At 40.7% G+C, this 26192-nt stretch carries 24 protein-coding genes; 5 read left to right on the top strand and 19 right to left on the bottom strand.

Annotated features, from left to right (window positions below; genetic code table 11):
• Positions 1 to 23: 23 nt before the first annotated feature.
• The 4 genes from ACHLI0_RS04175 to ACHLI0_RS04160 all read right to left on the bottom strand — a co-directional run bounded on the left by ACHLI0_RS04175 (position 24) and on the right by ACHLI0_RS04160 (position 3464).
• A complete protein-coding gene (locus tag ACHLI0_RS04175; RefSeq protein WP_490748519.1) occupies positions 24 to 1049 on the bottom strand; it encodes a TQO small subunit DoxD in 1026 nt (341 codons plus the stop codon).
• A gap of 153 nt (positions 1050 to 1202) precedes the next feature.
• On the bottom strand, positions 1203 to 1565 hold the full coding sequence (locus tag ACHLI0_RS04170) for a DUF2023 family protein (protein ID WP_008763079.1): 363 nt from the start codon (positions 1563 to 1565) through the stop codon (positions 1203 to 1205).
• Positions 1566 to 1598: 33 nt separating this feature from the next.
• The gene (fldA, locus tag ACHLI0_RS04165; protein ID WP_490748518.1) at positions 1599 to 2105 is read right to left on the bottom strand and encodes a flavodoxin FldA; all 507 of its coding nucleotides are present in this window, start codon (positions 2103 to 2105) and stop codon (positions 1599 to 1601) included.
• A 183-nt stretch (positions 2106 to 2288) separates the two neighbouring features.
• Positions 2289 to 3464, bottom strand: a complete 1176-nt coding sequence (locus tag ACHLI0_RS04160; RefSeq protein ID WP_258972998.1) for a phosphoribosylaminoimidazolecarboxamide formyltransferase — start codon at positions 3462 to 3464, stop codon at positions 2289 to 2291.
• Between the two features lie 203 nt (positions 3465 to 3667).
• On the opposite strand from ACHLI0_RS04160, the gene ACHLI0_RS04155 reads away from it, so the two are divergent.
• Both ACHLI0_RS04155 and ACHLI0_RS04150 read left to right on the top strand, forming a co-directional pair.
• Positions 3668 to 4372, top strand: a complete 705-nt coding sequence (locus ACHLI0_RS04155; RefSeq protein WP_008763082.1) for a hemerythrin domain-containing protein — start codon at positions 3668 to 3670, stop codon at positions 4370 to 4372.
• Entirely contained in the window at positions 4362 to 4973 is a 612-nt protein-coding gene (locus tag ACHLI0_RS04150; protein WP_234118154.1) for a response regulator transcription factor, read from the top strand. The genes ACHLI0_RS04155 and ACHLI0_RS04150 overlap by 11 nt, the downstream gene beginning before the upstream one ends.
• Positions 4974 to 5557: 584 nt before the next feature.
• On the opposite strand, the gene ACHLI0_RS04145 is transcribed toward ACHLI0_RS04150, so the two are convergent.
• The 13 genes from ACHLI0_RS04145 to trpB all read right to left on the bottom strand — a co-directional run bounded on the left by ACHLI0_RS04145 (position 5558) and on the right by trpB (position 19461).
• Positions 5558 to 6181 carry an acyltransferase gene (locus ACHLI0_RS04145; RefSeq protein ID WP_490748517.1) on the bottom strand — a complete coding sequence of 208 codons (624 nt, stop codon included), beginning with the start codon at positions 6179 to 6181 and terminating at the stop codon, positions 5558 to 5560.
• Positions 6163 to 7077, bottom strand: coding sequence for a glycosyltransferase family 2 protein (locus tag ACHLI0_RS04140; protein WP_490748516.1), 915 nt, complete (start codon positions 7075 to 7077; stop codon positions 6163 to 6165). Before ACHLI0_RS04140 ends, ACHLI0_RS04145 begins: the two co-directional genes overlap by 19 nt.
• 15 nt (positions 7078 to 7092) lie before the next feature.
• Positions 7093 to 8253 (bottom strand): sugar transferase, encoded by a 1161-nt coding sequence (locus tag ACHLI0_RS04135; RefSeq protein WP_234118150.1) that lies wholly within the window; start codon positions 8251 to 8253, stop codon positions 7093 to 7095.
• A 12-nt stretch (positions 8254 to 8265) separates the two neighbouring features.
• Complete coding sequence (locus ACHLI0_RS04130) at positions 8266 to 8631, bottom strand: response regulator (RefSeq protein ID WP_008763087.1); 366 nt, start codon at positions 8629 to 8631, stop codon at positions 8266 to 8268.
• 241 nt (positions 8632 to 8872) lie between these two features.
• Positions 8873 to 11335, bottom strand: coding sequence for an LruC domain-containing protein (locus ACHLI0_RS04125; protein WP_490748515.1), 2463 nt, complete (start codon positions 11333 to 11335; stop codon positions 8873 to 8875).
• Positions 11336 to 11549: 214 nt separating this feature from the next.
• Complete coding sequence (locus ACHLI0_RS04120) at positions 11550 to 12590, bottom strand: asparaginase (protein WP_008765045.1); 1041 nt, start codon at positions 12588 to 12590, stop codon at positions 11550 to 11552.
• A 265-nt stretch (positions 12591 to 12855) separates the two neighbouring features.
• Positions 12856 to 13626, bottom strand: coding sequence for a tryptophan synthase subunit alpha (trpA, locus tag ACHLI0_RS04115; RefSeq protein ID WP_258972990.1), 771 nt, complete (start codon positions 13624 to 13626; stop codon positions 12856 to 12858).
• 18 nt (positions 13627 to 13644) lie between these two features.
• Positions 13645 to 14268, bottom strand: a complete 624-nt coding sequence (locus tag ACHLI0_RS04110) for a phosphoribosylanthranilate isomerase (protein WP_490748514.1) — start codon at positions 14266 to 14268, stop codon at positions 13645 to 13647.
• Positions 14269 to 14298: 30 nt separating this feature from the next.
• Entirely contained in the window at positions 14299 to 15081 is a 783-nt protein-coding gene (trpC, locus tag ACHLI0_RS04105; protein WP_490748513.1) for an indole-3-glycerol phosphate synthase TrpC, read from the bottom strand.
• Between the two features lie 106 nt (positions 15082 to 15187).
• Positions 15188 to 16186 carry an anthranilate phosphoribosyltransferase gene (gene trpD, locus ACHLI0_RS04100; RefSeq protein WP_490748512.1) on the bottom strand — a complete coding sequence of 333 codons (999 nt, stop codon included), beginning with the start codon at positions 16184 to 16186 and terminating at the stop codon, positions 15188 to 15190.
• A 4-nt stretch (positions 16187 to 16190) separates the two neighbouring features.
• Positions 16191 to 16757, bottom strand: a complete 567-nt coding sequence (locus tag ACHLI0_RS04095; protein WP_195211386.1) for an anthranilate synthase component II — start codon at positions 16755 to 16757, stop codon at positions 16191 to 16193.
• Between the two features lie 68 nt (positions 16758 to 16825).
• Positions 16826 to 18232 carry an anthranilate synthase component I family protein gene (locus ACHLI0_RS04090; protein WP_490748511.1) on the bottom strand — a complete coding sequence of 469 codons (1407 nt, stop codon included), beginning with the start codon at positions 18230 to 18232 and terminating at the stop codon, positions 16826 to 16828.
• 44 nt (positions 18233 to 18276) lie between these two features.
• Complete coding sequence (trpB, locus tag ACHLI0_RS04085; RefSeq protein WP_132059840.1) at positions 18277 to 19461, bottom strand: tryptophan synthase subunit beta; 1185 nt, start codon at positions 19459 to 19461, stop codon at positions 18277 to 18279.
• A 358-nt stretch (positions 19462 to 19819) separates the two neighbouring features.
• On the opposite strand from trpB, the gene ACHLI0_RS04080 reads away from it, so the two are divergent.
• Both ACHLI0_RS04080 and ACHLI0_RS04075 read left to right on the top strand, forming a co-directional pair.
• Entirely contained in the window at positions 19820 to 19960 is a 141-nt protein-coding gene (locus ACHLI0_RS04080) for a hypothetical protein (RefSeq protein ID WP_008765050.1), read from the top strand.
• A 77-nt stretch (positions 19961 to 20037) separates the two neighbouring features.
• Complete coding sequence (locus ACHLI0_RS04075; protein ID WP_490748510.1) at positions 20038 to 21183, top strand: iron-containing alcohol dehydrogenase; 1146 nt, start codon at positions 20038 to 20040, stop codon at positions 21181 to 21183.
• Positions 21184 to 21474: 291 nt separating this feature from the next.
• Here the strand turns inward: ACHLI0_RS04075 and ACHLI0_RS04070 are convergent, their stop codons facing one another.
• Positions 21475 to 23097 (bottom strand): sensor histidine kinase, encoded by a 1623-nt coding sequence (locus ACHLI0_RS04070; protein WP_490748509.1) that lies wholly within the window; start codon positions 23095 to 23097, stop codon positions 21475 to 21477.
• Positions 23098 to 23442: 345 nt separating this feature from the next.
• Between ACHLI0_RS04070 and ACHLI0_RS04065 the strand changes: the two genes are divergently transcribed.
• Positions 23443 to 25302 (top strand): SLC13 family permease, encoded by a 1860-nt coding sequence (locus ACHLI0_RS04065; protein ID WP_022471458.1) that lies wholly within the window; start codon positions 23443 to 23445, stop codon positions 25300 to 25302.
• A 114-nt stretch (positions 25303 to 25416) separates the two neighbouring features.
• Here ACHLI0_RS04065 and ACHLI0_RS04060 read toward each other — a convergent pair whose 3' ends face one another.
• Positions 25417 to 26169, bottom strand: coding sequence for a class I SAM-dependent methyltransferase (locus tag ACHLI0_RS04060; RefSeq protein WP_490748508.1), 753 nt, complete (start codon positions 26167 to 26169; stop codon positions 25417 to 25419).
• Positions 26170 to 26192: the final 23 nt, after the last annotated feature.

Here is a 26192-nt window from a genome sequence, read left to right as displayed (position 1 = left end):
TTATTAGATTTTTCTGACTTGATTTAATTGATGGTAATTTTCTCTTTCCAGGTTATACCACTTATATCTGTCAGAATTAGTTCGTAGTTACCTTTGGGCAAGTCCATAAAAACATCACTTCTGATTGTAAGAGTTGTTTTACTTCCTAAAGGAATGATGAGGCTGTGTTTTCCCGGAGCTACTTTGGCTACATAGTCATTTTTTATTCGGGTAAGTGGGAAGCGGGCTAGCTCTTCTCCATTCTTTTGAAGTATTGTTTTTCCATTCTCGTCTTTTAGTGTTATGCCGATCAGGAAGGAACCGTACACGTCGGCTCCTTCTATCCGGTATACTTTGAACGTGAGGATATCCTCTTGAATCTTTGCATTGGATATTTTCAGTTCCGGTTTGACCGATTTGTTGTGCAAAGGTCCCCAAACACCGTTATGGAAGACTTGGTTAGTATATAAGGTCAGTATGAAAAGCAGTACTGCACCGCTTATTGCGACTTTACTGAATTGCTTGATAGATAGTGGAAGTTCACCGGAAGTAAGCCATACAAGCCATTTGTTCTTGGAAAGTTTAGGCAATAACAGATAATCCAAAGAATATTTTCCGCCACCGGACAGGAAAATAGTGAATCCGGCTGACACCCCCAAGATGCCGATTTGCCATTCGTCGAGGCAGGTAGTACCCAGCCAGCCGGAGCCTAAAAGAATGCCGAATGCCAGACTGAATACGCCGATACTCATTAATCGTGTGAAGAAACCGAGCATATAGAGTAACCCGACGATGCCTTCTACTAATGTGAAAATTACCATTGCCCACCAAAGTAAATCCGGTGTGCTGACCAAGTATTCAATAATCGGTTTGATACCAATGGAATTGGGAAGGAAATGATTGAACTTTTCTCCAATGTATCCGGTTCCATCCGGAATGAGTTTGTTTTCAAGGACGAGTCTGCGCCAAAAAGCTGAGAAATAAGTCCAGCCGACGATCAGTCGTAAGGAGAGAGTGAAAATGCCCGCAAGTACGTAGGCTTTGGATGGTTCTTGTTGTTGTGTCAGCATACTGTTTGTTGTTAGTTTGTTATTGAGAGAATCGTTTCTTATTAGAACAAGTTTCCAGTGGAAAATGTTTTTGTGAAAACCTGTTTTTTTTGAAACGATTCTACTCAAGATAAACTACATACAAAACAAAGCTAACAATGCAAAAGTTATTCTTTAAACGGCTATCTTTATACCTTCTTTTTTATTACAATACCGTTTGCATTGTTGGCAAAGGTCGTATCCCAGCATGGCTCCCAAGATGAAGTCCTCTTCGGCAGACAGTTGATTCAAGGGGCGAATGATGATATGCCGCATGGCTTCCATACATTCGGGTTTGCCGAAAAACAGATTAATCTTGTTAGTACCTACTTCTTGTATCATATAACTGATCTTCTGATTCTTCAGCCGGCGGATAGCAAACTCTTCGTGCTCTCTGCTCATCGTATAGAGTACCATGTTGCGTACGCCTTTCTTGAACTCATAAATGTGGTTGAGGAAAATCCGGATTTCTCCGGGAATGATTCTTTCGGTAGCCATGATGTAAACTGTTATTTTATATGGAGATAAAGATTAGCTGATTTCTTGTTTTACTTGTTCAACCCATGCGCTGATACGTTCATCTGTCTGACCGTCTTCATTGACTTCGTCGAGTGGAAGACCTACGAACTTGCCATTAACGACAGCGATAGAAGAATCGAATGTATAACCGGCTGTGTCCACCGCTCCACAGAATTTGCAGCGGGTATCTTTCAGTTCTTCAAAAAGAATACCGATAGCATCACAGAAAGTATCGCTGTAAGAATCAGAATCACCGCAACCGAACAAGGCTACATATTTGTGAGACAGATCGCATTTCTTTAAAACTTTAATTCCGTCGTACCAGTCATCCTGTAATTCACCGGCTCCCCATGTGGAACTGCCCAGTATCAGTACATCATATTCACCGACCAAAGCTTCAGTGAGTTTGGATACATCATAAATATGTGCGGAAGGAACATCTAGTTTCTCTGCAATCCGACGGGCAAGGTCTTCTGTTGTTCCGGTAGTGGAACCATAAAATACTCCAATTTTGTTCATCTTTGATTCTATTTTAATGTGATGGTGCAAAGATAGAGGGTCTCGGAGAAATAGAAAATCCCCATTTATAGTGGAATAATTGCTTTATTCTCATTATAAATGGGGATAGCATAACGTTTCGGATCTATAAATAGGTTAAAAGCCAACAACCTGATATAAATCTTAAAATATAGCAGAAAACGATTAATGATGGAACAAGCGAATGCCTGTGAATGCCATTGCCATATTGTACTTGTCGCATGTACCGATAACATGATCATCTCGTACAGAACCTCCCGGTTGTGCGATATAGCTTACACCGCTTTTGTGTGCACGTTCGATATTGTCTCCGAAGGGGAAGAATGCGTCAGAGCCTAAAGCTACGCCAGTCATTGTATCCAGCCATGCACGTTTCTCTTCGCGGGTCAGGACTTCCGGCTTTTCTGTAAAAAACTGTTGCCAAACGCCGTCTGCCAATACGTCATCATGATCTTCTGAAATATAAACGTCGATAGTATTATCACGATCTGCACGGCGGATTTTTTCAATCCAGGGCAGATTCATCACTTTCGGATGTTGGCGGAGATACCAGATATCTGCTTTATTTCCTGCAAGGCGCGTGCAATGAATGCGTGACTGCTGTCCTGCACCGATACCAATCGCTTGTCCGTCTTTTGCATAACATACGGAATTGGATTGTGTATATTTTAAGGTGATTAAAGAAATGATTAGGTCACGTTTGGCTTCAGCCGGAATTTCCTTGTTTTGTGTAGGTAACTCTTTCAAAAGACTTTCGTCTATTTTCAGTTCGTTTCTGCCTTGCTCAAAAGTCACTCCGAAAACATCTTTGTGTTCGATAGGAGCCGGGCGGTAAGCCGGATCTATCTTGATCACATTGTAAGTTCCTTTTCTTTTATTTTTCAGGATTTCCAGAGCTTCGGGAGTGTAATCGGGTGCAATCACACCATCGGATACTTCACGGTTGATAATGCGTGCAGTCTCTTCATCACAAGTGTCGGACAATGCGATGAAGTCCCCGTAAGAAGACATACGGTCTGCACCGCGTGCGCGTGCATAGGCTGTTGCCAGTGGAGACAGTTTTACATCATCCACAAAATAGATTTTCTTCAGTGTGTCACTCATTTCTACAGCAACAGCAGCACCTGCCGGGCTGACGTGTTTGAATGATGCGGCAGCCGGAAGTCCGGTAGCCTCTTTCAGTTCTTTTACTAACTGCCAACTGTTGAATGCATCCAGCAGATTGATGTAACCGGGGCGTCCGTTCAATACCTCAATGGGTAGTTCGCCTTCTTTCATGAAGATACGGGCAGGCTTTTGATTAGGGTTGCAGCCGTATTTCAGTTCGAGTTCGTTTGCCATATTATTTAATTATGAATTACTGATTACAAATTGATAGCGACAAAATTACTAAAAAAAGAATAGCCAGCCTAGCCTCCTGTTATAAATTAGTAACAAGTAATTAGTATTGGGGAAACTGTGAATAGCGAAAATACCTATTTGTGGTGATTGCATATCCTCGAAATATTCCGTTTCTTTGCAGTCTCTAATATAAATAGGTGTAAATGGATAATTTGCAAAAATACAAACCAACTGATAAGATGATTGATCTCATCAGTGATAACTATTCCTTGTTACAAGTGATGAGCCGTTTCGGCCTTTCGTTGGGATTTGGCGACAAAACAGTGAAAGAAGTTTGCGAGCTTAATGGAGTAGATTGCAGGACTTTTCTGATTGTAGTCAACTTTATGTCTGAAGGTTTCTCACGGATGGATGGAAGCAGTGAGGATATTTCTATACCTGCACTAATCGATTATCTGCGGCAAGCCCATATTTACTTCCTGGACTTTTCTCTTCCTGCCATTCGTCGTAAACTGATTGAAGCGATTGACTGTTCGCAGGATGATGTAGCCTTTCTGATTCTCAAGTTCTTTGATGAATATACACGAGAGGTACGTAAGCATATGGATTATGAGGAGAAAACGGTATTCAAGTATGTGGATGCGCTGATAAATGGCAATGCTCCCCGGAATTATCAGATTAGCACATTCTCCAAACATCACGACCAGGTGGGAGAGAAGCTGACAGAATTGAAAAATATCATCATTAAATATTGTCCTGCCAAAGCCAATGAGAATCTGTTGAATGCGGCTCTTTTCGATATATACGCCTGTGAGGCCGGCTTGGAATCTCACTGCAAGGTTGAAGACTATATTTTTGTTCCTGCCATTCTGAAGCTGGAAAGGAGGATTAGGGAAAATGAAAAATAACGAAGCCATTCGAATTGCGATCGCCGAAACCTCAGTGATTATCCGGGGTGGGCTGACCGCTGCATTGAAGCGTCTTCCTAATGTGAAGGTGCAACCTATAGAATTACTTTCAGTGGAGGCTCTGAGTGATTGCCTGCGTACGCAATATCCGGAAATGCTGATTGTAAATCCTACTTTTGGTGACTACTTTGATGTAAATAAGTTCCGGGAAGAAACTGCTGGTAAGAAAATACGTTTGATTGCTTTGGTTACCTCTTTTGTAGATGCCTCTTTGCTGACTAAATATGATGAGTCGATTTCTATCTTTGATGATTTGGATATTCTTTCTAAAAAGATTCATGGTCTGCTAAATCTAGCTTCGGAAGAGGAGGAGCTTGACAATCAGGAAACGCTTAGCCAACGGGAGAAAGAGATAGTGATCTGTGTGGTGAAAGGTATGACGAATAAAGAGATTGCAGAGAATCTTTTCTTATCTATCCATACTGTCATTACTCACCGAAGGAATATCAGCAAGAAGCTACAGATACACAGCGCGGCTGGTCTGACTATTTATGCGATTGTAAATAAGCTTGTTACGCTCAATGATGTGAAAGATTTATAACCTTCAAAGAATGTTATAAAATCTGAAACCGTTTGCGAACACGGAATCTTTTTGTACCTTTGCAGTGCAATTGAGAAATTGCTATTAGTTTAAAAGGTAAAAGAAAAGATTATTAAGGTATTAGATTTAAATAATTAAGGTATTAAATTTTTTAGTATTCAATAGGACATTTTTTGGTAAAAGGTAAAAAGGATAACAATAGGTAAGAAGTTTAAAAGGTAAAAAGAAGATTAGTTTTCAGGAATTGAGGTAATAAAAGAAAAGCCTTCCTGGCTTTTCTGATGCTGCGGCGAGTGGTTCCCTTCTAGGAATTGACTCGTTTTTTGTTTATAGACGCAGGGGAGCTGAAAGGTATATAAATACCGGGATTGCTAATGGCCGGGATTGGTATAAAACAAAATCCCGACGAAATCGCTTCGGCGGGACTCTATTTCATTTTTACTTAAATGTGGCTACGTAATAAAATTATGACTAATTAATTCAATTCTGATACTGCAAAGATAGTGCGTTTCTGTATCTGTCACAATCCCCTTTATAAGGTATATTGCGTAGCTGTTCTCACTATTAATGATTAGTGGTGGATATCATTTTACTTTTTTCCACTCTTTCGTTGCGAAATCATATGATTTGATCACTTTGGCAGGGCAACCGGCACAAATAGAGTATGCCGGGATGGAACGGCTGACAACGCTTCCGGCAGCCACTACACAATGTTTCCCTAAAGTTACTCCCGGCAGTATGACGGAGTTTGCACCTACCCATACATCATCCTCAATAGTGACAGGCTGTGTACTTACTCCTTGTTCGTCGATTGATTTCTCCGCATCTTGATAGTTATGATTAAGTCCTGTGACTGTTACATTCTGTGCAAGATTCACATGATTCCCTATACGAACCGGACCGATAATGGTATTTCCTAATCCGATGCGGGTATAATCTCCAATGATTAAATCTCCTACCGCATTATTAAGGCAGGAAAAGTCTTCTACTACCGAATAGCGCCCTAGCGAGAACTGATTAAAAGGAGGAAGGTCTTTGCGGACACTGCGATAAATTACGGAACCTTTTCCACGTTTCAGATATACAAAATAGAAAAGGCGTATCCACCAGTTGGGACGTGTCTTTACGGGATGCATAATAAAACGATGTACGGCTTGTTTCAAAGCCGGATTCTGTTTGATTCGCTGTTTCAGTGTCCTTTTCTCCATATTGAATGTTTTTGTTTCTTTTTATCTTCTACTAAATAATCCGGTATTGCCAGACTGTATGTGATTGCCAATCCTAAAAGCAATATCCACCATTTGAGTGACGAGGTCCAGTGGTATCCTGTTATCAATAAAGTCCAGATACTGACGAAGGTACATAATTTCATCGGAGAAGGTATCAGCTGCTGGGCTATACGGTTGCAGAAATTCCAGTTGCCTTCTAATAAAGACGGCAATAGATAAGAGAGGGTCTTCCGTATGCGCCTGTGATAGGGATAAACAGGGGCTGAGTCACAATGTACAATCACATCCGGCAGATATTCAATATATATATTCTGTTTAAATAACTTCCGTTCGAGATTTGTTTTGGCAGTTCTTTGATTCTTCTGTAGCCATTCTAAGTCGAAAGCCATATTGGTTCCGAAAAGACTTGAAGAAAAGCCGATCTGAGTATTCCCCGATCGGAAAAGACTGTTATTGATTTCTTCGGATAGAGCATGGAGACGATTCCGTACTCCCTTACGATTATTAATGATCGTGTGTAACTGCATTGCCTGTATTCCGGCATCGTAGGCATTATGAATCTTTTCCAGAAAATGGGGTGATAAAGCACTGGCTTTATCAGAAAGAAGGATGACTAATTCGTATCGTTCTTTATCTAATGAATCAATTGCTTCCAGCAGATCTTTATATGTGATGAATTCATATGATTCTTGTTGATGCATGAAAGGAAGGAGGCTTCCGTCAGGAACTAATATGGCACACTGATATTGTTTTCTGGCTTTGGGATAATTGGAATGTTTGAAATGTGAGGCAACAGCCAATATGAAAAGGTATAGGAGCAAAAGCCCTATACACAAAAAGAAGAAATCGTCTGCTATGTAGATAAAGTTGTCCATTCTGCAGTGAAAGAGTTATACGTTCTCTTTTTGAACGAATGCAGTAACTGTTTTCAGAATGATTTTTATGTCCAGTCCGAAAGAGAAGTTTTTTGCATATTGGATATCCAGTTGCTTGCGTTCTTCTGCGGAGAGTTTACCCGCTTCACCTCTTTTTTCAACCTGCCACAGTCCGGTAAGTCCGGCTGGTCCCATAAAACGGTCGATATGTTCATCGCTGGTCAGTAACTCTGCCTCATAGAGTGGGAGGGGACGATTGCCTACTATAGACATATCTCCTTTGAGGATATTGATAAGCTGTGGTAATTCATCAATGCTGTATTTGCGGATAAAACGTCCTATCTTTGTGATTCTGGGGTCATTCTCCAGTTTTACGAAAGCATTACTTTTCTCTTTTGATTTCTTGTGAATATAGTCTTCTTCCGAAATTACAAAATCGTCGGATATCAGAAGAATTTCTTCTTCGTCTGCTTCTTCAGAGATGCTGGATTCTTCTCCCCATATATCTTCTTCCTCTTGTTCTTCCTGTTGGTATTGGTTGAGAGCATTAAAATCCTTCAGATGTTTATCGGCATCGGTATACATCGAACGGAATTTGAGAAAATCAAATATCTGATAATTGCTTCCTACACGTTTGGATTTATAGATAATCGGCCCTTTGCTCTCCAGGCGAATGGCTATAGAAGTTGCTATTAAAAGAGGAGAAAGGAAAAGTAATGCTATTCCGGAAAAGAATATATCGAAGATTCTTTTCCACGAAGGCAAGCGAAAGGCATTTAAATTCTGTGTTTTGAGTTGCAGCGCTTCTATTTTTTGTTCTTTTCTACGTGTGAGAAAAGTTGACAGATCTTTCAGTACTTCACTGTTGGTTTCATACTTAATCGTGTTATTAACTCCTGCCTTCAAGTATTCTGTAGCTTCTTCCTTAGTAATGGAATCTATAACTAGTACCATATAAAGCCCTGGATACATTTTTCGTATAGAGCGAATATCGGCGATATCTTTTGATAGTTCTACCTGCTCAATAAATAAAGCTGCATCGTATTTTTCTCGTATCTTGTCTAGCACTTTAGTTGCCTTATAGCAGTTTGGTGCTGCATAGAATACTCCGGTACTTAATTTCGAAAACAGTTCTATTGTTTTGTTGTGTCTGCCTATGTAAACAAAATATTGCATTTAAAGGCTGTATTAGTCGATAATCTTTTTGATTCGGATTTTTAGTTCCAAAGGATTGAATGGCTTCAGAATATAGTCTTCTGCTCCTTCTTCCAGTAATTTGATCCTTTCCGTGGTACTTTCTTCGCTGGACAGCATAACGATGGGAATTGACTTGAATAACTCATTGGCTTTCATGTATCTGAGGAATTCATCTCCTCTCATTAGCGGCATACGGATATCGGAAATAATGAGATCGGGTACATTACCTTCATTAAGCCAATCTATTGCTTTAATAGGATTTTCCAAATACATAACATCGTAATCCTTACCTAGATATATACTTGCAACTTTTCCAATAGTCGCTTTATCGTCAACTAATAGTATCTTTTTTTTCATACAAATAGAACCTTTCTATCGCTTGCTTTGCTACTTGATTTATATAGATTAAATTGAATCTCTTGTCTTTGTTTCACTTCGTGCAAATATATATATAATTTTAGAATAAATTTCCAATTAGCAGAAGTAAAATTCATGGAGGTTATTATTTTTATTTATTAATAGAATATATCTGATACATTTAGTGAGGAAAAAAACACGGATTTCATAAAAAGAATGAAATCCGTGTTGATAAGGGAGATTAGTTTTTATTTGTTTGGAATACCTTGTTTACATCAAAATCATTCCACCATTTTTCATTTTCTGTACCACCGCTCGTTACCCAGTCGCTGAATTGTGAATAAGCAGTTTTGATATTTACATACTCTAAAGGCCATTTGAAATTGGAAGGAACCATGATACCCCATGCCAGATTCTCTTTACTGATATAATATTTTTTGCTGCCATGATGACTGTTATCGTTGTTTCCGCCAAACAGATCGGTGTTTGCGAGTTTGGTTGGTTGATAGCCTGCAACATGTATTTCCTTACGTGGGTTTCTGTTGCCGTCTACGATGATAAAGACATTCAAATTGTTGACATTAAAAGCATCTGCTGATATTGTCGGATTATTGAAGGTAATGGAGAAACTGATATTCTTAGGTTTGGTATTGCCTGCATAGTCTGAGACAGTATTAATCTGCTCATACCGATCTCTTCCCAATACTTTATGAGCATCATCAAACAGAGGAATCACAGCATAATCCTGACCACTTTCGATATTGTTATTATTTAGATTGAAATTCTTGGCAAGAGTATTGTCACTGAATTCAACTGACTGTGTAATGGCATTGGCGGGTACATTGTCCAGCATAATAGCTGCTCCGATGCTTTTGGTTGCTCCGGCTGCGGATAAGTCAATACTTAACTCGAATTTTGTTACTTTATTCTCTTTATTAGTATATATTTTCCTTTTCTGAATGGTCAGAACGATATCATTCATATCATAATCTCCATATAGTGGCCATTGGTCTTCGAAGAGGTAAGTATAATCTTTGTTGTCTTCCACTTCAATAGGGAATTCAGGATCTTCCGGGTCAGGGGTAGGGTCAGGTATTTCTGAAATTTCACCACATGAAGTAATGATTGTTTTGGAACCATTCGGGATATATAATTCTACTGAATTTTCCATAATGTAATTAGGATTATTGGCAGGTACCCCTTTGGCGAATTCCCCTTCCGGGCATTCAATATCCAAATTACCATTGAACTTAGTTGTCCAACCAGTAGATATGCTTTTTGTGGATTTTATTAATGAACGGGTTCCGGCAGCTTTAAAAGTGACATTAGGAATATCCATTATCTCTGCTTTTATCATAGAACCATTATTCAGTTCAAAAGTGCTTCCGCTATTACCGCATTTAAAAGATGGAATAGCTATAAAAGTACCATTTTCTACGCCACCAGCCAATATACCTTTATTCATTATGATAGTTCCGCTTGTTCCTCCGAATTCGAAAGAATTTTGGGCATAAAGACTGCAATTATTAGTAAAAGTAGGGTTACCGCCATTATCATTACTTATTTTTTGAGCATTAACAGTTCCATCATTTACACCAATCCCACCTATAATGAAAGTTGGAGTATTAATTGTTGCTTCAGTTCCATTATAAAAATAGCATGTTGCATCTTGAGAATTAAACTTTAATGCACCTTCTTGAATAGTCAATTCTCCAAAGTTATAAATAGCTCCTTTGGTAAATACGGACTGTTCCCAAGAAGCAACAGATTTTCCTGTAACATTAATTGTGGCTTTAGGAGCATTGTATAAAATAGACGTCGTATTCAAGTCCTTCATACTATTGACATTAATTGTTCCAAAATTTTTCAGTAATACTCCTATGGCAGCAAGATTGATGTTATTGCCAATAAGACTTCCGCCTGATTGAATCGTTAATATTGAGTTGTCAGCAATAAGAAAACTCGTGAATGAATCGGTGTTGATTTTTCCACCCTTCAAAATAATAATATCTGCACTTTGTATTTGGTTTTGCGAGGGTGTCCATTCACCTTCTACAAATATGGTAAATCTTCCGCCATTCAAATATCCACTGGTATGGTTGATTTCACCATTAAATTTGTTTTTTATGATATAGCTTTTGCCTGCTTCCAAATGATGATTTGATTGATTCCAATTAGTATTACCTGTAAGTTCAATAGCTCCTGTGGTATCATAAGTTTCTTCGGGATATTTTTCTGGAATATTATAGCTTCCGGTGGTCGCTTTTGCAACTCTTGTAGTCCTTGAACCTACAAATTCTTTATTTTTAGATACATCCCATGTACTAATAGACACTCTGCTTCTAGAGTCTGTCTTACGAATATATAGGTAATTAGTTCCTTCTGTATAATTTATTTCTTGTGAAAAAGCTTGACCTTTCTTGGCAACTCCTTTGGCAAGTATATGGTAATCAGACGTTGAAAATGGATTTGCGTCCAATATTTCTATTTGGTTGTAAAGTTCATCATCAATTTCTATGTTTAGAATACTAGTTGTAGTCATATTCCAGTCAAATCCATCCGGTGCAGCAAAACCGTCTCCCATTGGATTGGCTGTCTGATAAGACGGATCATATAGATCCTTCTCGGAATTTACGCAACTGGATAACATGCTTACTATTGCTATCGCAATAATAGATGTAAGCAGAATTGTTTTTTTCATCATAATGTCTATTGTTTGATTGTTTTTTTGTTTGCTGCAAAGATAGTTGTATATTTTGGATTAAAGATGTATTTATTGATATTTCTTGTGTAAAAAGCAACGATAATTCCGTTTTGGTTCGCTTTATATGAAAAACGAAAGAAAAATCTCCTGATTTTTTCTTTTGCAGAAATATTATAGAATGAAAATCAGGAGATTACTATAGAGATTTACTTTTTTAGGGTTTGGTAATTTCCCCTATTAAACAAGAGTTCATTTTGTATCGGATGTCTTTATTAGATAGTCCGTGTCCCAGCAAAAACATCAGTTTAGTTACAGCACATTCGGGAGTACTGTCATATCCACTGATAACACCTGCTTCGAGTAGATGCATTCCGGTCTCGTAACGTCCCATTTCTACTGCTCCGGAAGCACATTGTGTGATGTTAACAATGATAATTCCACGATCAGTAGCCTCTTTTAATTCCCGGATGAACCATTCTTTTTGCGGTGCATTTCCTGATCCGAATGTTTTCATGACGACCGCTTTCAATCCGGGGACATGGAGTAGTGAATGAATGATCTCCTCCTGGATGCCGGGAAAAAGAGTTAATATTACCACATTCGTATCAAACAGATAGTGTGGCTTTAGTGGTTTGTCCGGGTCCGGTTTGCGAATAAGGTTGGGCTCGTATTTAATATGGATGCCTACGCGTGCCAATGGCGGGTAATTGAAAGACCGGAAGGCATTAAAGTTCTCAGCATTGATTTTTGTGGTACGATTACCCCGCATCAAGTGATTTTCAAAGAAAATACATACTTCGGGGACAATAGCTGTACCGTCCGGATTCTTGGCAGCAGCAATCTCGATTGCAGTGATCAGATTTTCTTTTCCGTCCGTACGCAGCGTTCCGATTGGCAATTGAGAACCGGTCAGAATAACAGGCTTACTCAGATTTTCGAGCATAAAACTTAGGGCAGAAGCCGTATAGGCCATTGTATCCGTTCCATGCAAAATTACAAAGCCATCGAAATAGTCGTAATTATAGTTGATGATCTTTACAAGTTTTGCCCAGTAAGCAGGTTCCATATCCGAGGAGTCGAGAGGAGGATCGAATTGATAGGAGGAAATGCGATAGTTGAATCTTTTCAGCTCAGGAACGTGCTTGAGCAAATGGTCGAAATTAAAGTTTTCTAAGGCACCTGTCTCCGGATTTTCTATCATTCCGATAGTTCCACCCGTGTAAATTAACAAAACGGAAGGGGTCTCTACTCTCATAATTGATGAATTTCTGTTAAAACGCTGACAAAGATATAGATTAATTGCGAATTATGAATAGTAAATGATGAATTTGTTCGTAGTTTGCAGTGAAATGTTATAAATCTGAATATTTATGCGGAATTATACGATGGATTAAAAGAAAAAATCAAGTGAGTTGTAAAAATAGTCAAGTAGCTAAAATTGTTTGGAAAGAATGGTTATGCAAAGCAAAACGATACTACCCGGCTATTTTAGCTACCATTTGTCTGACTATTTCCTATGTCTATTTAAGCGCATCTTTCAGTTTTAGAATGGCTTTTTCCGGATCTTTTTCTTCTTCAAGCAGAGTGACAAAGCGGCTACCGATGATAGCTCCGGAAGCATGTTCGCAAGCTGCTTGAAAAGTAGCTTTGTTGGAGATACCAAAACCAACCATTAGCGGGTTGCGCAGATTCATATCTTCGATCTTTTTGAAATAGGCACGTTTCTGTTCATTAAAGTCTTGTTGTGCGCCTGTAGTTGCTGCGGATGAAACCATATAGATGAATCCGTCTGTATGTGCATCGATCTCACGTACCCGCTCTTCGCTGGTCTCCGGGGTGATGAGCATGATTACTTTGATTCCATAACGTTCGGCAATGATACGGTAGTGATCCTGATAATCTCTGAAAGGTAAGTCGGGGATGATAACGCCATCTATTCCGCATTCCACGCATTTGCGGCAGAAGTTTTCAAATCCGAACTGCATAATAGGGTTTAAGTATCCCATAAATACCAATGGAATACTTACTTCCTGGCGAATGTTTCGTAATTGTTCGAAAAGGATTTTCAATGACATTCCGTTGCGTAATGCCTGAGTGGCGGCATTCTGGATAACGATGCCGTCTGCCATAGGGTCACTGAATGGAATGCCGACTTCGATCATGCTGACGCCATGTTTTTCGAGAGTACGGATGACATTGACTGTTCCATCAAGGGTAGGATCACCTGCACAAAAATAAATAGAAAGGATGTCTTTCTTGTTGCTATTAAAGAGTTGATTAATTCTGTTCATGATTTTGAGAATTTAATTTTATGACTTTAGTTCATTTAGAAATATCCGGATTCGTTCCGGATCTTTTTCCCCGGGCTTCAGTTCGAAACGGCTGTTCAGGTCGTAGCCTGCCAGACGGGGATGGTCGAATGCTTTCAATGCATTGGCACTGTGTGAGTTGATTCCGCCACTCAATAGGAATGGAACCTGTCCGTTATAGGTATGCAGAATGTTCCAGTCGAATTGGTTTCCTGAGCCACCATACTGCTCACATTTCGTATCAAACAGGAAAAGATTGCAAGTTTTGTCATACTCGCTTACGTGATTCAAATCTTTCGGACGAGCTACAGAAAAAGCTTTGATGATTTTCAGGCCGGAGGTGCGCAATGACTGACAGTATTCCGGTGATTCTTTGCCGTGGAGCTGGATATATTCCAGTCCGAAACGGTCGGCGTACATCGTGATTACATCTTTGTCTTCATTTACAAAAACTCCGACACGGCGGGCATGAACGGGTAGGTAAGCGGGAAGTTCGTAGATATAACGGGGAGATTTGGGATAGAAGATAAATCCCATCATATCCACTCTTTGTAGTGACTCCACATCCCGTATATTTTGGGCTTCACGCATACCGCATACTTTGATGATTTTTCCGTTGATCATAGGGCTGTCCGTTTTTGGAAGTTCATATATTTATTGGATGGCTTTCAGAAAGTTCTGCAGCGTTTCTCCCGGTTGCGGAGTTTTCATAAATGTCTCTCCGATGAGGAATCCCCGGAATCCGGCGGTCCGAAGACGTTTTACCACTTCCGGATCGGAAATGCCACTCTCCGATACTAATATCGCATCTTGTGGAAGTTGTCCTGCCAGTCGGAAAGAGTTTTCTACATCTGTGAAGAAAGTACCCAGATTGCGATTATTAATCCCAATCATATCAATTTTGCTATTAATATAAGGTAACTCTTCCGCACTATGGATTTCAAGTAATACTTCCAGTCCCAGTTCATGCGCCTGCTCTGCCAGTTCCTGACATTTTTCCTGTTTCAGTGCGGCGGCGATAAGAAGCACGGCATCCGCACCGACAATTTTTGCCTGATATAACTGATACTCATCAATGATAAAGTCTTTTCTTATAATGGGAACATCGACCAAGGGACGTGCTGTACGGATATCTTTCAGACTTCCTCCAAAAAACTTCTCATCAGTGAGAATAGAGAGGGCGGAAGCACCTGCCGCAAGATATGACGGAACAATCTCTTCGGGACGTGCCTCCTGTTTGATCCACCCTTTGGATGGCGAGCGACGCTTAAATTCGGCTATAATACCGGAATCGGAAGAAGCCAATGCCTGTTTCATAGAACGGGAAGCCGGAACTTCATTGATACCTTCCTGCAATTGTTCGATGGAAATAGCCTGCTTTTGCAAATCGACTTCAAACCGTTTGTTAGCTATAATCTCGGATAATATATCTTTCATTAATCTTAAATTTTGAATCAAGGCAAAGGATATCGCATATTCATCATTTACCACTCATCATTTATTACTTATAACTTATTATCTATTACTTATAACTTATTATCTATTACTTATTATTCAATTCAATGAATTTCTTCAGTGTAGCCAATGCCCGGCCACTTTCCAGTGATTCTTTAGCGAGGGCGATGCACTCTTCAATCGTTTTTTCCGGACGAACTACTTGAATAGCGAAAGCTGCATTGATAACAACCACGTTTTTCTGTGCTTCCGTAGCCGTATTGTTCATAATGTTATCAAAGATTTTAGCAGCATCTTCCGGTGTCTGTCCACCATCCAGATCAGCATCCTGATAACGTGCAAATCCGAGACTTTCCGGAGTATAAATCTTCTCATTGCCGCAGGTGGCTACCTTAAACTCGTTCGTCAGAGAAATCTCATCATATCCGTCCAGACTATGTACAACGGCAAATTTAGTCTTACTCTCCTGATAAGTATAGGTATAAAGGCGCAAAAGCGGAAGATTATACACGCCTAAAAGCTGATAAGTCGGCAACACCGGATTGACCAACGGACCGAGCATATTAAAGAATGTACGTACCGCCAATCCTTTACGGATCGGGGCAACTGCCTTCAGTGCCGGATTGAACAAAGGAGCGTGCAGATAAGCAATATTACATTGTTCCATGCTGCGCCGCATCTGATCAACATCACTTGTGAACTTAACCCCATGCTGCTCCATCACATTGCTGGCACCGCTGACTGAAGTAGCTCCATAATTGCCATGTTTTACTACTGGAATACCTGCTCCGGCTACTGTAAAGCAGGCCGCCGTAGAAATGTTGAACGTGTTTTTTCCATCTCCTCCCGTACCGACAATATCGATCGGAGCAAACTCGCTCAAATCAACCGGAACCCGCATTTCCAATAATGCATCACGGAATCCGCATAATTCTTCGACAGAAATATTACGCATCAGAAAGACAGTAATCAGTGATGCTACCTGTACGTCATTATATTTCCCTTGTGCGATGTTTTGCAGGATAGTACGTGCTTCATCGCGTCCCAGATATTGGTGTTCGAAAAGCTTATATAGAATCTGTTTCATAAGTTTATTCGTTTAAGAAGTTTTTGATGATTTCTTTTCCTTGCGGAGTCAGTACGGATTCGGGATGGAACTGGATGCCGTGTACGTCATAGGTTTTGTGGCGTAATGCCATGATTTGTCCTTCCTGACTTTCAGCTGTTATCTCCAGGCATCCGGGAAAACCTTCCCGGCTGACTACCCAGGAATGATAGCGCCCGACAGGTATCTCTTTGCCCAGTCCCTCGAAAAGTACGTCTTTCTGCAGGATGCTGATCGGTGTCTGTACACCGTGATATACTTCCTTCAGGTTTTCCAGTCGTGCACCAAAAGCTTCGCCGATGGCCTGATGTCCCAGACAAACGCCTAAAATACTCTTTGTCGGTGCATATCGTTTGATAATGGGCAATAGCAAGCCTGCTTCTTCGGGTATTCCCGGTCCCGGTGAAAGTATGATCTTATCAAATCGTTCCACTTCATCAAGGTCTATCTGGTCGTTGCGGACTACTTCGACGTCTGTAGCTCCCAGTTCTTTCACTGCATGCAGCAAATTGTAGGTGAAAGAATCATAGTTATCTAAAAGTAATATTTTCATTTTATTATCATTGTAAAATTGTTGTTCAAATAGTTTTTCTGACTTATCAGGCAGACTGCTCTGAACAATTAGTTTTTTAAATTAACAGCTAAATCGATAGCCTTTTTCAGAGCTCCTAATTTATTGTTTACCTCTTGCAGTTCGTATTCATCCTGACTACGTGCTACGATACCGCCTCCGGCCTGGAACCACAATTCGTTATTCCGGCTGACAAAAGTACGGATGGTGATTGCCTGATTCAGTTCTCCGTTAAGTCCGATAAAACCGATACAGCCGCCATAAGCACCGCGGTTATGAGGTTCGATTTCGCTGATCAGCTGCATGGCGCGTACTTTCGGTGCTCCGCTCAACGTTCCCGCAGGGAAAGTATCGATGAAAGTTTTAATCTTATCCGCCCCTTCATTCAACTGACCGCTCACGCGGCTGACCAGATGAATCACATGACTGTAATACTGTGGTTCCTTATAAAACAATACCCGTACATCATGGCAATTACGTGAAAGATCATTTCTTGCCAGATCAACCAGCATCACATGCTCCGCATTCTCTTTCGGATCGGCAAGCAGTGCTTCCGCCAGTTCGCGGTCTTTTACCGTATCTCCGGTGCGGCGGGTTGTTCCGGCAATCGGGTCGATGTAGGCACGTCCGTCTTCAATTTTACAGTGAGTCTCCGGTGAAGAACCGAAAATGCGGTATCCTCCGAAATCGAAATAGAAAAGATAGGGAGAAGGATTGATGCTGCGAAGAGCACGATAAACTTTGAAATCATCTCCGGCATAAGGCTGGACGAATCTTCTGGAAAGGACAATCTGAAAAACGTCGCCACGCATACAATGAGCAATACCCTTGCGGACGTTCGCTTTATGTTCCTCATCGGAGATCGGGCTGCTGACAGGACCTGTCACCGAGAAATTATAAGAAGCATAATTTCTGTTTTCGATGGCAGCCTCCAGTTCCGGCAAACCGCTTTCTTCACCTTCGCCCAGCATTTCTACCAATGTCAATTCATTCTTGAAATGATTGAAAACGATGATATACTTATATAATATGTATAGCAAGTCCGGAGCGTCATTCTGCTCATCATGACTTTCTTTCACCGGAATATGTTCGAAGTATTTTACTGCGTTGAATGTGGTATATCCGTAAAGTCCGCATACATTCTTATTTTCTCCGGTCACTTGAAACTGACTGATGAATTGATTCATCGCTTTTTCTACGGTGAATGATTTGGTGAGCGGCTCTTCCTTCCGACTGTTGTCGGGATAACTGGCAGTGACTGTTCCGCTATTGACACCGATACTTGCCAGCGGACAAAGAGCGATGAACGAAAGGGAATTTTCTCCTGCATGATAATCGGAACTCTCCATCAATGCAGATTGCGGGTACATATCACGTACTTTCAGATAGATACTGACAGGAGTGTGCATATCTCCGAGTACCTGTTTACTATGGGCTGTATAACTGAATGTTTTCATTTTTATAATTTCTAAATTCAAACTACAAAACTAGATGTTGATAATCACTTTTCATTGAAAGACAAATAAGTTTCAATGTCTTTGTCGCCACGTCCCGATACGGTCAGTACAACCACATCTTCCGGTTTGAACTTCAATTTCTTCAGCGCACCCAGTGCGTGGGCAGATTCCAGTGCGGGAATGATTCCTTCAAGCTTGGTCAGTTCATAAGCGGCATGGATTGCTTCGTCATCATTGACAGCCAATACGGTAGCCCGTCTTTGAGCGGCAAGATTGGCGTGTATCGGTCCGATTCCCGGATAGTCCAGTCCGGCGGAGATAGAGTAGGGTTCTTCAATCTGTCCGTCTTCGTTCTGGATAACGTAAGTACGGGCTCCATGAATAATGCCCATTTTTCCAAGCTGTATAGTGGCGGCGGTCATTCCGGTTTCTATTCCTTTTCCTCCTGCTTCTGCCAGAATGATGCCTACCCGTTCGTCATTGATATAATGATAAATCGTACCGGCGGCATTGCTTCCTCCACCTACGCAGGCTATCAGATAATCAGGGTGATCACGTCCTTCTTTCTCCAGAAGTTGTTTTTTGATTTCTTCGCTGATTACGGATTGCAGGCGTGCCACCATGTCGGGATAAGGATGGGGACCTACCGTAGAGCCGATGATATAATAAGTGTCGGCAGGATGACAGCACCAGTCGCGGATTGCTTCGTTGGTCGCATCTTTCAGTGTCATGTTGCCGGAAGTGACCGGGATTACGGTAGCTCCCAGCATCTTCATTTTTTCGACATTGATGTGCTGGCGCTCAACGTCCGTTTTACCCATATAGACGATACATTCCATATCCATCAAAGCACATACGGTAGCCGTTGCAACGCCGTGTTGTCCGGCTCCGGTTTCGGCGATGATGCGTTTCTTGCCCATGCGGCGTGCCAGCAGAATCTGTCCGATGGTATTGTTGATTTTGTGAGCACCTGTATGGTTCAGGTCTTCCCGTTTCAGATACATTTTGCAACCATACTTTTCAGAAAGTCTGCGGGCGAGATAGAGTGGAGAAGGGCGTCCTACGTAGTCGCGCAACAGCTGGTCAAATTCCTTTTTGAAATCTTCGCTTTCGAGCACTTCGAGGTACGTATTCTTCAGTTCCTCTACACATTTGTGGAGAATTTCCGGAACATAAGCGCCGCCGAACTCTCCGTAATAACCATCCTGATCAACTAAAAAACTTTTCATAATCCTATTTTTATTTATTATTATTTATTCGATTTTCAAAAACGGGCAAATAAAAAGAGCCCTGTCGCAGGTTGCGACAGGGCTCTTTCAAATTTGTTATATCTTTAATGAGGTATATACATACGAGCACTGCTCCCTTACGACTGTCGGAGTTGTAACGGGCGCCACCACCAATATGTATTTACTAACATTGTTCTCATTGTCTTTTGTTATTTATCGGGGACAAATATAGACACTTTGTTTGAAACAACAAACAAAATCTTACTTTTTTTCTTTTTCCCCTTCATTTTTCTGATATAGAACAATTTTCTGCCTGATTTGTTCTTATAAATATTGAATATTTAAACGAAAAACAATTATGAAACAGAGAAAAGTCTTAGTAGGTATCGCTATTGCCATTTTTATTATATTATTGCTTTATTGGTTATTGGTAGCTGAAGATATGAAACCTTGGCTGTCCGCTATGGTTCCTTCGGCCTTGCAACAATTCATTGCCTGATTCCGACAGGTTTCAGATAATTGGCGTATATTTGCAAGGTTAGTAACTAATAACCAAAATAATAACAATAGACAGATATGGAAAATTTTATCTTTCAGAATCCCGTAAAGCTGATTATGGGGCATGGAATGATTGCCCGGTTGAGCAAAGAAATACCATCCGACAAACGTATTATGATAACTTTTGGCGGAGGCAGCGTGAAAAAGAATGGCGTGTATGATCAGGTAAAAGAAGCGCTTAAAGACCATTTTACGATAGAGTTTTGGGGCATTGAGCCTAATCCGGCCATCGAAACGCTTCGCAAGGCGATTGCTTTGGGCAAGGAACAGAAAGTCGATTATCTATTGGCTGTAGGCGGTGGTTCTGTGATTGATGGTACGAAATTGATTTCCGCGGGTTTGTTATACGACGGTGATGCATGGGATTTGGTACTTGCCGGACGTCCGGTTACCAAGACTGTTCCGCTTTCTACCGTATTGACGCTTCCTGCCACTGGGTCGGAAATGAATAACGGAGCTGTCATCTCCCGTCACGAAACCAAGGAAAAATATCCTTTTTATTCCAATTTCCCATTGTTCTCTATTCTTGATCCGGAAGTAACCTTTACTCTACCTCCTCATCAGGTGGCGTGCGGATTGGCGGATACATTCGTTCATGTGATGGAGCAATACATGACAGTTGCCGGACAAAGCCGTGTGATGGACCGTTGGGCGGAAGGTATCCTGCAAACTCTGGTAGAAATAGCTCCAAAGATTCGTGAGAACCAGCATGATTATCAGCTTATGGCAGATTTCATGCTTTCTGCAACAATGGCATTGAATGGCTTTATTGCAATGGGAGTGTCTCAGGACTGGGCGACTCACATGATCGGTCATGAAATCACTGCATTGCATGGACTGACACATGGGCATACGCTGGTAATTATTCTCCCGGCAACTTTACGTGTCCTTCGGGAAGCGAAAGGAGACAAGTTGGTGCAATACGGTGAAAGAGTATGGGGAATTACTTCCGGAACGAAAGAAGAACGTATTGATGAAGCAATTGATCGTACTGAAGAGTTTTTCCGTTCATTGGACTTGACTACCCGTCTGCATGAAGAAAATATCGGTGAAGAAACCGTTTTGGAAATTGAACGCCGATTTAACGAGCGTGGTGCCAAGTATGGAGAAAATGAGAACGTGACAGGAGCCGTTGCCCGTAAAATATTGGAGGCTGCTCTCTGATCGCTTCTTTTGACACTGTTTTGAACTAAATGATAGTCGGTTCTATCTTCAATTCTCCTCCTTCGGGAAGGAGGAGTACCCGTAGGGGGAGGTGGTAGGTGAATACATAATCCTGTCATTTACAAAGAAATAGGTATAAACATTGTTTTTCCTACCACCTCGGTCTTCGACCACTCCTCCTTCCCGAAGGAGGAGAATGGAGTTACTATTGTGTACTACTGTTTAGTTCATTCCTAAACAGAAAGGAGTAAAACTGTACAAGCATGAATTAGTGTGTACAGCCATTTACAGTTAATTATTTGATTTTGGGGTTATCGGAAGTCTGAACCAAAAGCACGAACCTTCTCCTTCTTTAGAATCTGCTCCGATAGTGCCGCCTAAGCGCTCTACGATCACCCGGCAGATAGCCAGACCAAGTCCCGTACCTTTTGCGAATGTATTCAACTTGACGAAACGTTCGAATACCTCGTTTATTTTATCCGCCGGAATCCCGATTCCCGTGTCTTTTACATAGAAGTAGATTTCATCTTTTGCTTCGTCAATCCGGTATCCTATTTGAATGGAACCTTTCGGAGTGAACTTCATCGCATTGTTTGTGAAGTTGATGATTACTTGCGAAAGACGTACGCGGTCTGTGTTGAGAATACATTCTTCCGCTTTCTCCATGAATGTGATCGCCACGTCGGGGGAAGTGTTTTTCTCCTGCATTTGCCTGTAAATGCCTTCCATCAGACCATTGATATCGGTAGGGGCAAGGGTAAACTCCATCGTTCCGGCTTCGATTTTGGAAAGATCGAGAATATCATCTATCAATTGCAGTAATAATTCATTGTTACTGGACACTATCTTCATGTATTCCTGTTTCTCTTCCTCTTCACCCGTTTGGCAAATCATGTCAGAGAATCCAATAATCGCATTCAATGGAGTACGTATCTCATGACTCATGTTGGCAAGAAAAGCTGATTTCAGACGGTTTGATTCTTCTGCTTTTTCTTTTGCTTCCTGTAGCATCTTGTCCATTTTTACCTTTTCGGTGATGTCTTCGAAGCGCAACAGACCACCGATGATTTCCGTTCCTTCATTATTATAAACCGGAGTAGCTGTCACCTCAAAGTCTACCTGATCTATCCGGATGGTATGGCGTATGATTTTTCCTTGTTCAATCGCTTTCTGAAAGGCGCATTGTCCGCATGGAGTATCCCGGAGTGCACTTGTTTTGTAACAGATTTGTCCCGGTGTATAATGCCTTCCTTTCACGAGGCTGGCAATTTGCGTTGTTTCTTCCCATTGTACCAGATAGTTTTTATCGATATAGATGAGCCCGAAGTTAACGCTCTTCAAGGCTAACTTTTGTTTGTTCAGCGCTTTTTCCAGTTCTTCTTTAGCGGCGATCAGTTCCCGTTCGTAGGTCTTTAGCCGGGTGATGTCCCATCGGGTCACTAACAGCCATTTTTTCTTTTCCTTCCATTTGATAATCGATTTTACGGCAATCGTATCATGTACTATTCCGTCTACTGTGCTGTAGCTTTCTTCTGCACGGTATACCTTGCCTGCCTGTACAAGTGATTCATCTACATCCCGGTATTTTCTGCCTCGTTCTTCTCCATAGATTTCATAATCTGTGCATCCTACTGCTTCTTCCCGCTTAATGCCGGATTGCAGTTCGGATTCTTTATTCCAGTAATAGTATCGGAAACTATCCTGGATATCTTTTACCATAATAGGGAAAGGGAGATTATCGAGTATATCGAATAAAGAATGATAGTAATCCTGTTCTTTTCCTATATTCTTTTTAAGTTGTCGTAATCTGTAAAATAAAAAACAGATGATCAGGAGTAAAAAGCCTATTAGTAAATAATAATAACTCCAATGCTGGTCTGTAATCCATATAACGGATAGTATATTGTTTGCCATAATTTATGTTTGTACTAAATCTGTGGTAAATATATGCATTTTTTGTAATTCACAAAGGGAATTTCTGAAATATATTGTTTATCAGCCTTATAAAACTCTTCTGAAAAGAATACCTTTACTGATTAGTAGAACTTTGGTGCCTTCTATTTCCGGTTTGGTTTTAAAATGTTTTTAATGGAACACATTTTCGTAAAGAGTAAGAATGTATTAAAATATTAAATGATGTCCCGTGAACCAAAAACAATTCTAATTTGTTTTTATAACGGCAAAGTATTTTTTAATTTTGCTCCTCCAAAATAAATCTTTGATACATTCAGGATAAAACAATCATTTTATTTTTTGCTTATGTTGATAACCATTATCATTCTCGTTCTTTCGGCTATCTTTTTTGTAAACGGTAAGATACGCTCGGATCTTGTGGCACTATGTGCATTGGTAGCTTTGCTTATCTTTCAGATATTAACACCCGACGAAGCCCTTTCCGGTTTCTCCAATTCGGTAGTTATTATGATGATCGGACTGTTTGTGGTAGGCGGAGCTATTTTTCAGACAGGACTGGCAAAAATGATTAGCTCGCGTATTCTTAAACTTGCTGGAAACAGTGAAATTCGCCTGTTCTTGCTTGTTATGCTGGTAACTTCCGCTATTGGTGCGTTTGTCAGTAATACCGGGACGGTGGCATTGATGCTTCCCATTGTGGTCAGTCTGGCGATGAGCGCCAAAATGAATCCGAGCCGATTGCTGATGCCGTTGGCCTTTGCCAGTAGTATGGGAGGTATGATGACACTGATCGGTACACCGCCCAACCTTGTCATACAAAATACATTGACTTCCGCAGGCTTCGAACCGCTCTCTTTCTTTACTTTCCTGCCCGTAGGTCTGGTAAGTGTGGTTGTCGGTACGCTGGTTCTGATGCCGCTTAGTAAGTGGTTTCTTTCTAAAAAAGGGCAGAAAGATGATAACAGCCGTTCGGGTAAGTCACTGAAACAGTTGGTGAATGAATATGGTCTTTCCAGTAATCTGTTCCGTATGCAAGTGATCAAGGACTCCCGTCTTTTGGGAAAGACCATTCTTGATCTGGATATTCGTCGTAAATATGGACTTAATATTATGGAAGTCCGTCGTGGAGATGCTTCGCAGCACCGTTTTCTGAAGACTATCACTCAGAAGCTTGCCGAACCGGATACTATGCTGGAAGCGGAAGATATTCTGTATGTGACGGGAGAATTTGATAAAGTGCAGCAGTTTGCCGAAGATTATCTGCTGGATATCCTTGATGATCATGCCACGGAAGAGACGAAAAGCACTACTAATTCGCTTGATTTTTATGATATCGGTATTGCCGAAATTGTATTGATGCCTGCTTCCAATTTGGTCAATCAGACCATTAAAGAGTCCGGATTCCGTGATAAGTTTAATGTGAATGTATTAGGTATCCGTCGTAAAAAGGAATATCTGTTGCAGGATTTGGGCAATGAGCGGATTCATAGTGGCGATGTGCTTTTAGTGCAGGGAACGTGGAGTAATATTGCCCGGCTTAGTAAGGAAGATTCGGATTGGGTGGTGTTGGGACAGCCTTTGGCAGAAGCGGCTAAAGTAACGTTGGACTACAAAGCACCCGTTGCTGCTGCTATCATGGTATTGATGGTGGCAATGATGGTATTCGATTTTATTCCGGTTGCGCCGGTTACGGCTGTTATGATAGCTGGTATTCTGATGGTTCTGACGGGATGTTTCCGCAATGTGGAAGCAGCTTACAAAACAATCAACTGGGAAAGTATTGTATTGATTGCGGCTATGCTTCCTATGTCTTTGGCATTAGAGAAAACAGGCGCTTCGGAGTACATCTCCAATACTTTGGTAAGTGGGCTTGGATCTTACGGACCGGTAGCATTGATGGCTGGTATTTATTTTACGACGTCATTAATGACTATGTTTATCAGTAATACCGCTACTGCTGTCTTGCTTGCCCCGATTGCTTTGCAAAGTGCTATGCAGATCGGAGTTAGTCCGGTTCCTTTCCTGTTTGCCGTGACGGTGGGTGCAAGTATGTGTTTCGCTTCTCCGTTCTCTACACCACCTAATGCGCTGGTGATGCCTGCCGGACAATATACTTTTATGGATTATATAAAAGTGGGATTACCATTGCAGATAATCATGGGAATTGTGATGATATTGGTGCTGCCTTTGATTTTCCCATTCTGACAGATAGAAGGAAATTAGTATAACGTTATAGCAACTGCCCTGTAGTCTGATATCAGACTACAGGGCAGTTGTTGTTATATCAATATAGGAAGGTTATTGTTATGCAGCGGATTTTCATCGACAAACAAATACCTGTTTTTCCGAATTATCATTAAATGCTTCTTCTCCAAATCCTCCATACTTATGGATAATATTAAAACCATTCCATTTCAAGTATGAATCCAGTTCTTGAGGGAAAAACATTCTCATATCCAAATTTTGGATAGAATTGAATTTACCATTGATATAATAATGCCATTCAATGCGATTAATCTGGGTTTTATTTTCATATCGCATCCTTTGCTTTATCAATACTTCTCTTCCGTCGTCAGTGGTATATGCAGCAATTTCCTTCTGTTCTTTTTCGCCTTCAACGATATATTGAATATTCGGATTGAAGCAATCTAATAAGAATAAACCTCCGTCTTTGAGGTGGTTTTTAACGACATTAAATACCTTAAATAAGTCCTCATTCTTATATAAATGATGGATTGAATTAAATGGAATAAAAATAAGGTCGTATTTTTCTTGTAGATTTAAAGTCCTGATATCTGCCTCAATGAAGTTGATTTCTAATCCTGCTTCGGAAGCTTTGAGTCTTGCTTGGGCAAGCATTGAGGGAGTGTAATCAACTCCACTAATATCATATCCATCCCTTGCTATTGGAAGAGTAAGCCTACCTGTTCCACAACAAAGTTCGAGTATTCGGGCACCTTTACTTTGGGGTAGCCACCGCTTATAAAATTGCAAATCAGATAGGTCGGTATTCATCCCGTCATAAATATTTGCATCATAAATTAAATCCCCAACTTTATAATCGCTATTCATCTATATCCTCCAATATCTATTGT

This window comes from Bacteroides sp. RCH18, from assembly GCF_058231005.1.
This window is presented reverse-complemented; position numbering and strand designations above follow the sequence as displayed.

Excerpts from the sequence above, each read along its gene's own strand:
- trpB (WP_132059840.1), bottom strand. The coding sequence starts at position 19,461 with ATGAAAAGTTTTTTAGTTGATCAGGATGGTTATTACGGAGAGTTCGGC.
- ACHLI0_RS04110 (WP_490748514.1), bottom strand. The coding sequence starts at position 14,268 with ATGATCAACGGAAAAATCATCAAAGTATGCGGTATGCGTGAAGCCCAA.
- ACHLI0_RS04080 (WP_008765050.1), top strand. The coding sequence starts at position 19,820 with ATGAAACAGAGAAAAGTCTTAGTAGGTATCGCTATTGCCATTTTTATT.
- ACHLI0_RS04135 (WP_234118150.1), bottom strand. The coding sequence starts at position 8,253 with ATGCAATATTTTGTTTACATAGGCAGACACAACAAAACAATAGAACTG.
- ACHLI0_RS04095 (WP_195211386.1), bottom strand. The coding sequence starts at position 16,757 with ATGAAAATATTACTTTTAGATAACTATGATTCTTTCACCTACAATTTG.
- ACHLI0_RS04155 (WP_008763082.1), top strand. The coding sequence starts at position 3,668 with ATGGATAATTTGCAAAAATACAAACCAACTGATAAGATGATTGATCTC.
- trpA (WP_258972990.1), bottom strand. The coding sequence starts at position 13,626 with ATGAACAGAATTAATCAACTCTTTAATAGCAACAAGAAAGACATCCTT.
- ACHLI0_RS04120 (WP_008765045.1), bottom strand. The coding sequence starts at position 12,590 with ATGAGAGTAGAGACCCCTTCCGTTTTGTTAATTTACACGGGTGGAACT.
- ACHLI0_RS04090 (WP_490748511.1), bottom strand. The coding sequence starts at position 18,232 with ATGAAAACATTCAGTTATACAGCCCATAGTAAACAGGTACTCGGAGAT.
- ACHLI0_RS04060 (WP_490748508.1), bottom strand. The coding sequence starts at position 26,169 with ATGAATAGCGATTATAAAGTTGGGGATTTAATTTATGATGCAAATATT.
- ACHLI0_RS04130 (WP_008763087.1), bottom strand. The coding sequence starts at position 8,631 with ATGAAAAAAAAGATACTATTAGTTGACGATAAAGCGACTATTGGAAAA.
- trpC (WP_490748513.1), bottom strand. The coding sequence starts at position 15,081 with ATGAAAGATATATTATCCGAGATTATAGCTAACAAACGGTTTGAAGTC.
- ACHLI0_RS04145 (WP_490748517.1), bottom strand. The coding sequence starts at position 6,181 with ATGGAGAAAAGGACACTGAAACAGCGAATCAAACAGAATCCGGCTTTG.
- ACHLI0_RS04065 (WP_022471458.1), top strand. The coding sequence starts at position 23,443 with ATGTTGATAACCATTATCATTCTCGTTCTTTCGGCTATCTTTTTTGTA.
- ACHLI0_RS04160 (WP_258972998.1), bottom strand. The coding sequence starts at position 3,464 with ATGGCAAACGAACTCGAACTGAAATACGGCTGCAACCCTAATCAAAAG.
- ACHLI0_RS04175 (WP_490748519.1), bottom strand. The coding sequence starts at position 1,049 with ATGCTGACACAACAACAAGAACCATCCAAAGCCTACGTACTTGCGGGC.
- ACHLI0_RS04070 (WP_490748509.1), bottom strand. The coding sequence starts at position 23,097 with ATGGCAAACAATATACTATCCGTTATATGGATTACAGACCAGCATTGG.
- ACHLI0_RS04170 (WP_008763079.1), bottom strand. The coding sequence starts at position 1,565 with ATGGCTACCGAAAGAATCATTCCCGGAGAAATCCGGATTTTCCTCAAC.
- trpD (WP_490748512.1), bottom strand. The coding sequence starts at position 16,186 with ATGAAACAGATTCTATATAAGCTTTTCGAACACCAATATCTGGGACGC.
- fldA (WP_490748518.1), bottom strand. The coding sequence starts at position 2,105 with ATGAACAAAATTGGAGTATTTTATGGTTCCACTACCGGAACAACAGAA.
- ACHLI0_RS04150 (WP_234118154.1), top strand. The coding sequence starts at position 4,362 with ATGAAAAATAACGAAGCCATTCGAATTGCGATCGCCGAAACCTCAGTG.
- ACHLI0_RS04140 (WP_490748516.1), bottom strand. The coding sequence starts at position 7,077 with ATGGACAACTTTATCTACATAGCAGACGATTTCTTCTTTTTGTGTATA.
- ACHLI0_RS04075 (WP_490748510.1), top strand. The coding sequence starts at position 20,038 with ATGGAAAATTTTATCTTTCAGAATCCCGTAAAGCTGATTATGGGGCAT.
- ACHLI0_RS04125 (WP_490748515.1), bottom strand. The coding sequence starts at position 11,335 with ATGATGAAAAAAACAATTCTGCTTACATCTATTATTGCGATAGCAATA.